Genomic DNA, 12,972 nt, shown 5'->3' on the forward strand with positions numbered 1-12,972 from the left:
GGCCGGGTCCGGCGCGGAGCCGGCCGCAGGCGGTCAGAGCCGCCAGCCCACCGTTTCGGGGACGTACTCGACCTGGGCGCAGGAGTCCATGAGGATCTCCAGGAGCGGCAGCGGGTCGGGGAGCGGGCGGTCGGGACCGCGGTCGGGCAGCCAGGTCACGGCGCCGCCGGTGGGCAGCTTGGCGGGCGGCAGCAGGACGTAACTGCCGCGGCAGTGCCAGCGCAGACCGGGGTGCTCGTCGACGGTCTCGGGATGGCAGTCCAGCTCGCAGGGCCACCACTCGTCCTCGTCGACGGGGGTGCCGCGGGTGGCGGTGAAGAACAGCAGGCGGTCGTCCCCGTAGGCGGCGACCGGACCGGCGTCCCCGCCCTCGGCCGCGAGCCGGTCCAGCGCGATCCTGCCCGCGTCGGCCGGCACGTCCAGGACGTCATGGCTGGCGCCGGTGGCGGAGATGAAGTTCGCGAGCGGCTGGGTGCGCAGCCAGTGGTCGATCTTCTGCGGATCCGTGGTGGCCTGGGTGTGCCAGGCGAACGAGACCGGGTGCATGCCCGGGGTGGGACAGCCCACGCGGTCGCACGAACATCCGTAGCCGGAGGGGTGCGCGGCCGGTGCGACGGGGAAGCCCGCGGCGGCCGCGGCGTTGATCAGTTCCTCGCGGGCCAGGGCGGGAGCAGATCCGGGATCGGTGTCCGAGCCTGCCGATCGGCGGCGCAGCCACTCGGACAACCTGCTCTTGCCTGCCATCGGGCTCCTTCCCTCGCCCCCGCGTCCATGGTCCACGGTACGCGGGTGGTGGGCATCATCCTGCCTCTTGTCCGGAATGAACGCACAGCCGGGGTGGAAGGACTGGAGTAGCGTGGTTCCCGACAGGCTGTCGGCATCCTCTTGACTTAGGCATACCTAACTTGCAAGGATTGCGGCACGCCCGAAGCAGGAGGTTCCCTTGACGCCGTCCCCGTTCTCCACCGTGATCCGCACCGCCAGCCACGATCAGCACACCGAGGCCGAGAACTCGACCTTCATGAGCGATCTGCTCGGCGGACGGCTCGGCGTGGACGCGTACGCCCGCTACACCGAGCAGTTGTGGTTCGTCTACCGGGCTCTGGAGGACGCGGCGCAGTCGCTGGCCGGAGACCCTGTCGCCGGCCCCTTCGTCCGCGCCGAACTGCTGCGCGTCGCGGAGCTGGAGCGCGACCTGGACCATCTGCTCGGCGCGGGCTGGCAGCGGCGCTCGGTCCCGCTGCCCGCCACGGCGGCGTACGCGGAGCGGGTCGCCGAGGTCGCCAGGACGTGGCCCGCGGGGTATGTCGCACATCACTACACCCGCTATCTGGGGGACCTGTCCGGCGGACAGGTGATCCGTGGCATCGCGGAGAAGACCTGGGGGTTCGAACGCAAGGGCGACGGCGTGCGGTTCTACGTCTTCGAGGGGATCGGCAACCCGGCCGCGTTCAAGCGCGAGTACCGCGAGCTGCTGGACGCCCTGGCCGTCGACGACCTGGAGAAGCAGCGCGTGGTGGACGAGTGCCGCCACGCCTTCGCCCTGAACAGCGCCGTCTTCACCGACCTCGGTGCCGCCTACCCGCTGAGCGCGTAGCACCCGCAGCCGTTCGACAGGACGCCTGCGGGACCCGGGAGACCGGGTCCCGCAGGCGTCTTCGCGTACCGGGAGGGATGCGTCAGGAGGAGCGGCGGCGGGCCACGACGGCCGTCGCGCCGGCGCCCACCACGACGAGCAGTCCCGCGGCGCCGAGCAGGGCCGCCGACGGGGCGCCCGAGCCGGTGGCGGCGAGGGTGCCGCCCGTGGTGCCGGCGGTCGTGCCACCGGTGGTGGAACCGCCCGTGGTGCCACCCGTCGTGTCGCCGACGTTCACCGCGCCGCCCGTACCGCCCGTGCCGCCGGTGGTTCCGGTGCCCGGCAGGCTCGCGTCCTTGTCGAGCGAGACCGCGACGGTGACGGGGTCGAGCGCGGCACCGGCCTGGTAGAAGCCGCCGAACGCCTTGGCGCCGTCGGCGGTGAGGGCCGCCTTCGCGGCGGAGACGGTGACGACCTTGCCGTCGGCCTTCGGCGCCACGGCGGAGAGCGTGGCGACGGTCAGGTCGTTGTACCGGCTGACCTTCCCCGTCTCGCGGTCCTTCGAGGAGACGTCGGCGGTCAGCGTGCCGGTGGCGCCCTTGACGGCCACCTTCACGTCGCTGAACTTCAGGTCGAGGCTGTACGCGCCGTTCTCCTTGTGGCCCAGGAAGCGCACCGAGCCGGCGAAGCCCGCGTTGAGGGCCTTGGTGTCCGCGGTGTACGTACCGCTGCCCTTCGGGAAGCGGTACGCGTCGGCACTCGCGGTGGCGCCGTCCGCCGTCTCGATCTTCCCGGCCGCGACCGGGCTGGTGACGTAGGAGCGGAAGGACGCCTTGACGCCCCAGTCCAGATTGCCGTCGACGACGTGCTGGACGGGGTCGGCGGCGTCGGTCGGCGTGGCGCCGGGCGTCGCCGGCGGGGTGACCGGCGGCTTGGTGGGAGTGGTCGTCGGCGGGGTGGTGGGTGTGGTGGGTGTGGTGGTGGGCGGCGTCGCCTGGGGCTTGACGGTGAGGCTCGCGGCGTCGAGCTTGTCGCCCGCCTTGTACATGCCGTTGAACGCCTTGGAGCCGTCGGCCGTCAGCGCCGCCGGGATGCCGGCGAAGCTCATCGACCCGTCGGCGCCGCCGCCCGGACGGACCGCGGACAGGTCGAGCGAGGCGAACTTCACGTCATCGGCGGTCGCGCCCGCGGAGGTCACGTCGGCGGTGAGGGTGCCCGTCGTACCGACGGTGTCGATCTTCAGATCGGCGAGCTCGATGTCGAACCCGTGCAGCTTGGACGTGAAGCGCACGCTGCCGTCGAAGCCGACGGAGACGGCGTGGGTCGCCGTGTCGTAACTGCCCTTGGCCCCGCCGAAACGGAAGCTGCCGTCCGCGTTCTTCGTGGCGCCGCCGGCGGTCTCGATGGTGCCGGCCGCCATACCGGTGACGTAGTTCCGGAACGACTCCTTCACGCCCCAGTCGAGCGTGCCGCCGTCGAGGACGATCTTCGGTGCGCCCGGCGCGCCGGACGTGCCGTTGTCGGCGGCGAGCGCCGGAAGGCTCAGCGCGGTCGCGCCGACGGCGGTGGCCGCGGCTATCGCGAACGCGAGGGGGCGGCGGCTGCGGGGGCGGGGGCGGGGGTGGACGGTCATCGCGGGTGGTTCTCCTCGGAGATGAAAGGTGAAAGGGGAAAGGGAGTTGTCGGGGACGTGCGGTGAAGCGGTCGTGCGGTCGGGCAGTCAGGGGGCGGACGGAGTGTCCGGAGCGTCTGCGGCAGCGGCAGCGCCTGCGGCAGCGGCAGCGTCCATGGCGGCCGGGGCTGCTGTCGCGCGGCGCCTGCGCCACACGAAGACGCCCGCGGCGGCGGCGACGAGCACGGCCGCGAGGACGGTCAACGGCAGGGCGGGGGCGCCCGGTTCGGCGGCCGCGGCCTTCGGCTGCGGCGCCCGGGGTGCCGCGGCCGCCGAGGGGGCCGCCGTCGCGCCGGTGCCGAGGTCGGGCAGCGCGGGAAGGGCGGCCGAGCGGTCCAGGGCGACGGACACGGTGAGCGGGTCCATGTCGGTGCCGGCCGCGTAGAGCCCGTTGAACGCCTTGGCGCCCTCAGCCGTGAGCCTGGTCGGCACCTCGGTGAGGGCGACCAGCCCGTTCTTGGGGGCGAGGGTCGCGGCGGGGGCGTCGAAGGTGACGAACGGGGCGCCGTTGGCGAAGAGCGTGCCCTTGCCGCCGGCGATGGTGACGCGCACCGCGCCGAGTGCGAGGTCGAGGCCGTACTTCCCGCCCTGCTCCATGCCGAGGAAGCGCGCGGTCCCGGAGAAGGTCGCGTCCAGCGCGCCCTTGGCGCCGTCGTAGCTGCCCTTGCCCGCGCCGAAGCGGAAGAGCGCGCCGCCGTCCCTGGCGCCGCCGGACAGTTCCCAGCGGCCCTTGGCGATCGGCCCGGTGACGTATTCGCGGAAGGTGCGGCGCACGCCCCAGTCGACGGCGGCGTCGGTGATCGCCGGCTGTCCCGGTGCGGTCGCCGAGGACGTGGCGTTGGGAGTCGGGGTGGGCGTGGCCGTGGGTGTCGCGGTCGGCTTCGCCGCGGCCGCGACGTCCGCCGACAGGCTCACCGGGTCCAGCGCGGTGCCCGCCGTGTAGTAGCCGGCGAACGCCTTCGCGCCCTGCGCGGTGAGCGTCGCGGGAACGGAGTTGAGCGCGACGGTGGCACCGCCGCCGCGCATGTCCACGCCGCCCAGCGCGAGGGCGGCCAGCGGGACCTGGGAGCTCGTGGTGACCTTGCCGGTCTCCTTGGACTTGCTGCTCATGTCCGCGTAGAGGGTGCCGCTGCCGCCGGAGATCCGGACGGTGGGGCGGCTGATGGTGAGGTCCAGCTGGTTGGAGCCGTCGGCCTGCCGGTGCCCGGTGAAGCGCACCCCGCCGGAGAACCCGGCGCTGAACGAACCCCGGTCACCGTCGTAGGAGCCCTGCGCCGAGTGGAACCGGAACTGGCTGCCGCCGACGGTGGCGGCGCCGCCGAGCAGGCTCCAACTGCCGTGCGCGATGGGGCCGGTGACATAGCTCTGGAACGAGGACTTGATCCCCCAGTCGAGCCGTCCGCCGGCCACCCGCCGGTCCGCCGCCTGTGCGGTCGTGACGGGCAGCAGCGCCGCGAGGAGCGCGGTCAGGAACGCCGTCAGGAGCGCGGCGGCGAGCACACGGGCTCGGCCGGATGACTGCATGGGGACCCCTTCATGGAGTAGAAATTGAGGTAAGGCTAACCTAAGCTATCGGCGAAGCGACGGGAACCCTCCCGTCCCGGGAACCGCACAAGGCAGGGTGAACAGTGCGAATTTGGCGGATCTCACGGCTGGCCGGGCCCCTGCTCCTGGCCGTCGCCCTCACGGCCTGCGGAGCGCAGTCAGGCACCGGCGGGCCCGCCGCGGCCGCCGGCGCACCGGCCCCGGCGGCCGACCGCGTCGAACCACTGGCCACCGTCCCGGTCCCGCGGCTGCCCGCCACCGTGCGGTCGGTGGACGGCCGGTCGGTGACGGTCGGCAGCGCGGACCGGATCGTGCCGCTCACCGGCGGGCTCTCCGAGATCGTCTTCACCCTCGGCCTCGGGAAGAACGTCGTCGCCCGCGACATCACCGCCACGTTCGCCCAGGCCGCGAAGCTGCCGGTCATCACCCGCGCGCACGACGTCTCCGCCGAGGGCGTGCTGTCGCTGCACCCCACCGTCGTCCTCGCCGACACCTCCACCGGCCCGGCCGAAGCCGTCCAGCAGATCCGTGCCGCGGGCATCCCGCTGATCGTCTTCGGTACGGCCACCCGGCTCGGCGACGTCGGTCCGCGGATCGACGCGGTCGCGGCCGCGCTGGGCGTCAAGGCGTCCGGGGACGAGCTGCGCCGGCGCACCGCCGACCGGATGGCCGCCGTCACCAGGACCGTTCCGGCGCCCGCCAGGGGCCGGAAGCTCAAGGTCGCCTTCCTCTACCTGCGGGGAACCGCCTCGGTCTACCTCCTGGGCGGGGCCGGCTCCGGTGCCGACTCGCTCATCGAGGCGGTGGGCGCGGTCGACGCGGGCAAGGACTCCGGGCTGGCGAAGGACTTCACCCCGATCACCAGCGAGGCCCTGGTCAAGGCCGCGCCGGACGTCATCCTCGTCATGACCAAGGGACTGGAGTCCGTCGGCGGCGCCGACGGACTGGAGAAGGTCCCGGGCGTCGCCCAGACCCCGGCCGGAATGGACCGCAGGGTCATCGCGATCGACGACGGCACCCTGCTGAACTTCGGCCCCCGCACCGACCGGGTCCTGCGGCAACTCGCCGACGGCATCAAGGCGTCCGGAAGCACGGCGGCCGGGGCGCAGCGGTGAGTTCACGCGTCAACCGCGCCGCCACCGTCCTCAGCTGCGCCATGGCGGCCGTCCTGCTCGTGCTGTGCGTCGTCTCCGCCGGCACCGGCGCCTACGACATCCCCGCGGGCGACGTCATCGGCTCGGCCGCCCACCGGCTCGGCCTCGGCGGCGCGCGGCTCGACCGCGTCGCGGAGTCCGTGCTGTGGGACGTACGCCTCCCGCGCATCACCCTCGCCCTGCTCGTCGGCGCCTCCCTCGGCTGCGCGGGCGCCCTGATGCAGGGCGTGTTCGGCAACCCGCTGGCCGAACCCGGCGTCGTCGGGATCTCGTCCGGCGCGGCGGTCGGCGCGGTCGGCTCGATCGCGCTGGGGCTGAACTTCCTCGGCAACTGGACGATCACGGTGTGCGCCTTCGCCGCCGGGCTGCTGACGGTGCTGGTCGTCTACGGGCTCTCCCGGTCGGGCGGCCGGACCGAAGTGGTCACCCTGGTCCTCACCGGCATCGCCGTGAACGCCTTCGCGGGCGCGCTGATCGGCCTGTTCATCTTCTTCGCCGACAACGCCCAGATCAGCCAGATCACCTTCTGGCAGCTCGGCTCGCTCGCCCAGTCCAGCTGGCCCAAGGTGCTCGCCGTGCTGCCCTGCGCACTGCTCGGGCTGGCCGTCGCCCCGTTCTTCTCCCGGCGGCTCGATCTGCTCGCGCTGGGCGAACGGCAGGCCCGGCACCTGGGTGTGGAGGTCGAGCGGATGCGGATCGTGCTCATCCTCGTCGTCGCGCTGCTCACGGCGGCCGCCGTGGCCGTGGCGGGGATCATCTCCTTCGTCGGGCTGGTCGTACCGCATCTGCTGCGGATGGCCGCAGGACCCGGCCATCGCTTCCTGGTGCCCGGCAGCGCCCTCGGCGGCGCGCTGGTACTGGTCGCCGCCGACCTCGCCGCCCGCACCCTCGCGGCCCCCGCGGAACTGCCGCTCGGCGTTCTGACCGCCCTCGTCGGCAGCCCGTTCTTCTTCTGGCTGCTGCGCCGTACCCGCAACCGACAGGGAGGCTGGGCGTGAACAGACCGCTCGTCAACAGGCCCTGGAGCCGCCGCGGCCGGACGCTGCCCGGCCGGCCGGGCCCCGGCGCCGTGCTCGCCGGGACCCGCGCCCTGCGGGTACGGCTCGGCGGACGGCCGGTGCTGGACGGCGTGGACACCACCGTCCGGGCCGGCGAAGTGCTGGCGCTGGTCGGCCCCAACGGGGCGGGCAAGTCCACCCTGCTGGGCGCTCTCGCCGGGGATGTGCCGGCGGACTCCGGCGAGGTGCTGGTGGACGGCGCGCCGGTCGGTTCGTGGTCCGCGCCCGACCTCGCGCTGCGGCGGGCGGTGCTGCCCCAATCGGCGCCGCTGGCCTTCCCGTTCCCCGTCGAGGACGTCGTACGGATGGGCCGCGCGCCCTGGGCCGGCACCGCGGCCGCCGACGAGGACGATCCGGCGGTGCGCGAGGCGATGGCGGCCACCGAGGTCACCGCGTTCGCCGGCCGGCCGTTCCCGGCGCTGTCCGGCGGCGAGCGGGCCCGGGTCGCGCTCGCCCGCGTCCTGGCACAGCGCGCGCCCCTGCTGCTGCTCGACGAACCCACCGCCGCCCTCGACCTGCACCACCAGGAACTGGTGCTGCGGATCTGCCGCGCCCAGGCCGACGGGGGCCGCGCCGTGGTCGTCGTGCTGCACGACCTGGGCCTGGCGGCCGCGCACGCCGACCGGATCGCGGTGCTGGCGGAGGGCCGGATCGCGGCCGACGGCGCTCCCGCCGACGTCCTGTCCGAGGAGTTGCTCAGCGCGGTGTACCGGCATCCGGTCGAGGTGTTCGCCCACCCCAGAACCGGCGAACCGCTCGTACTCCCCCGCCGCTGACGGCCGGGCGTGGGACAGGGCCGCCGTGATAGGCCGCCGTGTATGAAAACGATCGAGCGAACCACCCAAATGGTTCGATGCGTTTCGGCCGCCGAGGGTGGACGATTTGTGCGCGTACGTAACCCCCATGCGCGTACGCGACCCCCATCGGCGTTCCGCCGGAGCCTCAAACGACGAGGAGCCCGCATTGCGCACAGTCCGCACCGCCACACCCCGGCGGTACCTGATGTGCCCGCCCGAGCACTTCCGGGTGACCTACTCGATCAATCCGTGGATGGACCCGGCCAAGCCGGTCGACCCCGTACTCGCGCTCTTCCAGTGGGAGGAACTGCGGGACCGCTACCGCTCGCTGGGCCATACCGTCGAGGTCCTCGACCCGGTGGCCGACCTGCCCGACATGGTCTTCGCCGCCAACGGCGCCACCGTCGTGGACGGCCGGGTGCTCGGCGCCCGGTTCTTCAACGCGGAACGGACCGATGAGGCGCCGGCGCATCTGGCGTGGTTCCGCCGCAACGGTTACACCGAGGTGCGCGAGCCGCAGCACATCAACGAGGCCGAGGGCGACTTCGCCGTCACCTCGCAGTGGATCCTGGCCGGAATGGGCTTCCGCAGCAGCCCGCTCTCGCACTCCGAGGCCCAGGAGTTCTTCGGCCGGCCCGTCATCGGGCTGGAACTGACCGACCCCCGCTACTACCACCTCGACACCGCGTTCGCCGTTCTCGACGACGCGGCGGGCGAGGTCATGTACTTCCCGGACGCCTTCTCACCCGGCAGCCGCAAGGTACTGGCCCGGCTCTTCCCCGACGCCCTGCTCGCGACGGCGGCGGACGCCGCCGCACTGGGGCTGAACGCCGTCAGCGACGGACGCCATGTGGTCCTCCCGCGCGGCGCCACCGGCCTGTTCGCACCGCTCCGCGAGCGCGGTTTCGAACCGGTCGCGGTCGATCTGTCGGAGCTCCACAAAGCGGGCGGCAGCGTGAAGTGCTGCACCCAGGAGCTGCGGTAAGTACCGTGCCTGCATGTCCTCCACCACCGCATCGTCCCGCGTACCGAAGCGTTCCTCGTACGACGCCGTGATCGTCGGCGGCGGCCACAACGGTCTGGTGGCCGCCGCCTACCCGGCCCGCGCCGGCCGCAGCGTGCTGCTGCCGGAGCGGCTGACCGGCGGCGCGCGGCAGGGCGGACGGACGGGTCGCCGGACCCATCGGCGATACTTCCTCGGGTACGTACCGAGGAGGGCACCATGACAGGTCGGCAGTGGCGCAGAAGCGGGAGCGGGGGCAGGTGGCACACCCTCGACGAGGGCGGCGGCGCGCTGCCCGCGCCCCGCAAGTGCACCGCGGACGTGATCGTGGACTGCGCGGTGTACGAGGACGGCAAGCGCTCCGCGACCCTGCCGCCGCGTGAGGCGCTGGCGGCGGCCAGGGAGCGGCCGGGCGGTTTCGCCTGGATCGGGCTCTACCAGCCGGACGCCGAGCACCTCGTGGAGATCGCCGATGTGTTCGGCCTGCATCCGCTCGCCGTGGAGGACGCCGTCAAGGCGCATCAGCGGCCGAAGCTGGAGAGCTACGGCGACACGCTCTTCCTGGTGCTGAAGACGATCGTCTTCGTGGAGCACGAGAAGCTGACGGCGACCAGTGAGGTCGTCGACACCGGCGAGATCATGATGTTCCTGGGCAAGGACTTCGTCGTGGTCGTCCGGCACGGCAGCGCGCCGGGCCTGTCCCGGGTGCGCAGTTCCCTGGAGGCGCGGCCCGACCTGCTGGCGCAGGGTCCTGCGTCGGTGCTGCACGCGATCGCGGACCAGGTCGTCGACGACTACCTGGACGTCGCGGACCGGGTGGAGCTGGATGTGGACCAGCTGGAGTCCGATGTGTTCTCGGCCGGGCACGGCGACGACGCGGAGCGGATCTACCAGCTGAAGCGCGAGCTGATCGAGTTCAAGCGGGCCGTCCATCCGATGGCCCGGCCGCTGCAGCGCCTCGCGGAGGACCCGTACGCCGTCATCGGGCCCGAGGTCGGCCGGTATCTGCGGGACGTCGCCGACCATCTGTCCCACGTCCGGGAGCGGCTGGCGGGCTACACCGAGTTGGTGGACGGGCTGTTGTCGGCCAATCTCAGCCAGCTCGCCGTGCAGCAGAACACCGATATGCGGCGTATCAGCGCGGCCGCCGCGATCCTCGCGATCCCGACGATGATCGCCGGTTTCTACGGGATGAACTTCGAGCACATGCCGGAACTGAAGTGGACCTTCGGTTACCCGCTGATGGTCGGGGTGACGGCCGTGCTGTCCGCGGTGGTCTACCGGGCCTTCCGGCGCTACGGCTGGCTCTGAGCCGGCCGGCTCAGGAGTCCGTGGAGTCCGGGGATTCCTCGGCGGGCGGCGGCCAGGGATCGCCCGAGTCCGCGTCGCGGGCGGCGCGGTAGAGGTCGCCGTGCCGCTTCTTGGTGATGATGCTGCGGGAGAGTCCGTCGTCCCGGGTGCACAGGTCGAGCAGCACCTGGCCCTTGCGGATCTGCGGGTGCCGCACGACGCGCCCGGCGGCGGGCGCGGCCGGGAAGCGGGCGGCCGCGACATAGCTGAACTTCTCGTCCTCGTACGGCAGTGAGCCGCCCTTGATCTGGCGGTGCAGCGAGGAGCGGTTCACCCGGGCCGCGAAGTGGCACCAGTCGGTGCCCTCTATCGGGCAGGTCCCGTTGTGCGGGCAGGGGGCGAGCACCGTGTACCCGGCGGCGAGGAGCTGGTCGCGCGCGGCGATGACCCGGGCGTAGCCGTCCGGGGTGCCGGGCTCGACGATCACCACGGCGCCCAGCGCCGCGCGGGCGGCCTCGGCGACGACGGAGACGCGGGCGGCGGCGTCCAGTTCGCCGAGCACGTACGAGACGGTGACCAGGTCGGACCCGGGCAGCCGTACGGCGCCGCCGAGCGGGGCCCGGCGCCATTCGGTGTCCCGTACCGCCGCGGAGTCGGCGCCGGCGGCCAGTTCGCGGCCGAGGGTGAGGGCGGCGTCGGACCAGTCCAGGACGGTGCTGGTGTGGGTGTCCTGCCGCCAGGTGTCGGCGACCGCCCAGGTCGCCGCCCCGGTGCCGCCGCCCACGTCCAGATGGGTGGCCGGGGCCCAGGTGCCCGCCCGCGCCTGGAACTCCGCGAGCGCGGAGCGGACGGCGGCGTAGGTGGCGGGCATCCGGTACGCGGCGTACGCGGCGACGTCTGAGGCGTCCCGCAGGATCGGGGCGTCGGTCGGCGTCTCGCCTCGGTAGGCTGCGATCAGCCGGTCGACCGCCTGGGCCGCCCGGTTCGGCGGCAGACCGTCGAGCAGGCCGTTGAGCGCGGCGCGCAGGTCGTCGGGGGCTTGCAAGGTGGACACAAGCGACAACTGTAAGGGGCGCCGCCCCAGGCGCCGTCCCGGCCACCGGACGCTCACCCTCCGCATCCGGTCCGGTACCAGGACGATACGTTCCGGGCGAGGTCACCCCCGGTTGTAACCATGAAGTGGACGCCCGCCATACTCCGTATGGCCATGTTGTGCAGCTGAGCTATTAACTTGGACACAACAACGGCTCGAATATACGTAAACCGCAGCGGATGACCACTCTTTTGGCCTAGCGTTCCGGTTTATCACGGCGCACTGCTGCTTGGGGAAGTAGCAACCGCGCCCACAGTTGGTCGCGATGTGCCAGGGGGGTCCATGCGGCGTGTCGAAGTACCCAATGGTCTGATCGAAGCCGAACCGAAACCCGTGCGGAGCAAGGCTCCGCGCGGACTCAGTGACAAACCGACGTGGTACCTGCCGGTGGCGCTAGCCGTCGACCTGGTGGGTATCGCACTGCCCGTGGCGCTCGTGTTCCAGGCGACGCGTCAACCGTACCCATGGGCATGCGCAGTGGTGGCCGCGGTGGCCTGGCTGTGCGTGCAGGCGGGCAGGCACCGCTATGCGGCGCGGTCCCTGGGCGAGTCCCGGGCCGCGTTGCCAGTCCTGTACGACTGGCTGATCCTGCTCGGAGTGCTGGCCGTCGCGCGTACCGCGGTCGGCGAGATCTCCGAGCCCCCGCTGGCGCTGCTCGGGCTCGCGCCCGGACTGCTGCTGACCGCTTCCTGCCGCAAGATGACGCACCGGCATCTCGCGGCGGCCCGCCGCGAGGCGCACGCGGTCCGCAAGGTCCTGGTGATCGGCGAGCCGAGCGCCGCGGACCATGTCGTCGGCCACCTGGCCGGACGCACCGACCACGCCTATGTGGTCGTCGGTGTCGTCCCGGTCGGGAACGCCAACCTCGAATGCGGCGCCCCGGTCAGTGCCCGGCTGGGCTCCGTGATGCCCAGCGCCCCGAGCGGCGACTCCGCGCTCGTGCTGGGCGCCGCCCGGGACCACCGCGCGGAACTCGTACTGGTGGCACCGGGACCGCGGATGGCCGGAGAGCGGCTGAAACGTTTGTCCTGGGCGCTGCACGACGCGGGACTGCCGCTGGCGGTCCTGCCGGGACTGGTGGACGTGTCCATGCGCCGCGTCCAGCTCGCCGCGCCCGCCGGGCTGGCGATGCTCCACATCGCCCCGCCCACCCGGCGCGGGGTCCAGATCCAGCTCAAGTCGGCGATGGACCGGGCCGGCGCCGCCGCCGGCCTGCTGCTGCTGGCACCGCTGTTCGGTCTGATCGCCGCCGCCATCCGGCTCGGGTCACCCGGCCCGGCCTTCCACAAGCAGATCCGGCACGGCCAGAACTGCGCGCCTTTCACCATGTGGAAGTTCCGCACCATGGTCGTGGACGCCGAGGCCCGCAAGGCCGAACTGACGGCCGCCAACGAGAACGACGGCCTGATGTTCAAGATGCGCCGGGACCCCCGGGTCACCAGCGTCGGCCGGCTGCTGCGCCGCTGCTCGCTCGACGAACTACCGCAGCTCGTCAATGTGCTGCGCGGTGAGATGTCACTGGTCGGGCCGCGCCCGCCGCTGCCGGAGGAGGTGGCCCGCTATGACGAGATCGAGCTGCGCCGCCTCGCCGTCAAACCGGGTATCACCGGACTCTGGCAGGTCAGCGGACGTTCCGACCTGTCCTGGGACGAGACGGTCGCACTCGACCTGCAGTACGTCGACAACTGGTCGTTCACCAGTGATGTCGACGTGATGGCCCGCACGCTCCGTGCTGTGGTCGACGGACGAGGAGCGTATTAGACCGGTGCCCTTCGTTCCTCCGC

The 12,972-nt window shown here is 72.6% G+C and carries 11 protein-coding genes and 1 pseudogene; 8 read left to right on the top strand and 4 right to left on the bottom strand.

Annotation, left to right across the window (positions count from 1 at the left end):
* Positions 1-33: 33 nt before the first annotated feature.
* Positions 34-744, bottom strand: coding sequence for a bifunctional DNA primase/polymerase (locus tag LNW72_RS13295; protein ID WP_250975601.1), 711 nt, complete (start codon positions 742-744; stop codon positions 34-36).
* Positions 745-943: 199 nt separating this feature from the next.
* Here LNW72_RS13295 and LNW72_RS13300 point away from each other — a divergent pair, with 199 nt between their 5' ends.
* Positions 944-1,597, top strand: a complete 654-nt coding sequence (locus tag LNW72_RS13300; RefSeq protein WP_250975602.1) for a biliverdin-producing heme oxygenase — start codon at positions 944-946, stop codon at positions 1,595-1,597.
* A gap of 82 nt (positions 1,598-1,679) precedes the next feature.
* Here LNW72_RS13300 and LNW72_RS13305 read toward each other — a convergent pair whose 3' ends face one another.
* Together LNW72_RS13305 and LNW72_RS13310 are read right to left on the bottom strand one after the other, a co-directional pair.
* Positions 1,680-3,209 (bottom strand): HtaA domain-containing protein, encoded by a 1,530-nt coding sequence (locus LNW72_RS13305; protein WP_250975603.1) that lies wholly within the window; start codon positions 3,207-3,209, stop codon positions 1,680-1,682.
* 87 nt (positions 3,210-3,296) lie between these two features.
* Positions 3,297-4,772: an HtaA domain-containing protein gene (locus LNW72_RS13310; RefSeq protein ID WP_250975604.1), complete on the bottom strand. Its 1,476-nt coding sequence runs from the start codon at positions 4,770-4,772 to the stop codon at positions 3,297-3,299.
* Positions 4,773-4,876: 104 nt separating this feature from the next.
* Between LNW72_RS13310 and LNW72_RS13315 the strand changes: the two genes are divergently transcribed.
* From LNW72_RS13315 to corA, 6 genes and pseudogenes are all read left to right on the top strand, one after another.
* Complete coding sequence (locus LNW72_RS13315; RefSeq protein ID WP_250975605.1) at positions 4,877-5,908, top strand: ABC transporter substrate-binding protein; 1,032 nt, start codon at positions 4,877-4,879, stop codon at positions 5,906-5,908.
* Complete coding sequence (locus LNW72_RS13320; RefSeq protein ID WP_250975606.1) at positions 5,905-6,945, top strand: iron ABC transporter permease; 1,041 nt, start codon at positions 5,905-5,907, stop codon at positions 6,943-6,945. The genes LNW72_RS13315 and LNW72_RS13320 overlap by 4 nt, the downstream gene beginning before the upstream one ends.
* Before the next feature lie 44 nt (positions 6,946-6,989).
* Positions 6,990-7,781, top strand: coding sequence for a heme ABC transporter ATP-binding protein (locus LNW72_RS13325; protein ID WP_250980137.1), 792 nt, complete (start codon positions 6,990-6,992; stop codon positions 7,779-7,781).
* Between the two features lie 187 nt (positions 7,782-7,968).
* A complete protein-coding gene (gene ddaH, locus LNW72_RS13330) occupies positions 7,969-8,787 on the top strand; it encodes a dimethylargininase (protein ID WP_374117235.1) in 819 nt (272 codons plus the stop codon).
* Positions 8,788-8,800: 13 nt separating this feature from the next.
* Positions 8,801-8,953: pseudogene (locus tag LNW72_RS13335) on the top strand (NAD(P)-binding protein); the annotation flags it as partial.
* 71 nt (positions 8,954-9,024) lie between these two features.
* A complete protein-coding gene (corA, locus tag LNW72_RS13340; RefSeq protein ID WP_250975607.1) occupies positions 9,025-10,116 on the top strand; it encodes a magnesium/cobalt transporter CorA in 1,092 nt (363 codons plus the stop codon).
* A gap of 10 nt (positions 10,117-10,126) precedes the next feature.
* On the opposite strand, the gene LNW72_RS13345 is transcribed toward corA, so the two are convergent.
* Entirely contained in the window at positions 10,127-11,149 is a 1,023-nt protein-coding gene (locus LNW72_RS13345; RefSeq protein WP_250975608.1) for a small ribosomal subunit Rsm22 family protein, read from the bottom strand.
* A 426-nt stretch (positions 11,150-11,575) separates the two neighbouring features.
* Between LNW72_RS13345 and LNW72_RS13350 the strand changes: the two genes are divergently transcribed.
* The gene (locus LNW72_RS13350) at positions 11,576-12,949 is read left to right on the top strand and encodes a sugar transferase (RefSeq protein ID WP_250975609.1); all 1,374 of its coding nucleotides are present in this window, start codon (positions 11,576-11,578) and stop codon (positions 12,947-12,949) included.
* Positions 12,950-12,972 lie beyond the last annotated feature (23 nt).

The sequence above is a fragment of the Streptomyces sp. RKAG293 genome, assembly GCF_023701745.1.
GTDB lineage: Bacteria > Actinomycetota > Actinomycetes > Streptomycetales > Streptomycetaceae > Actinacidiphila.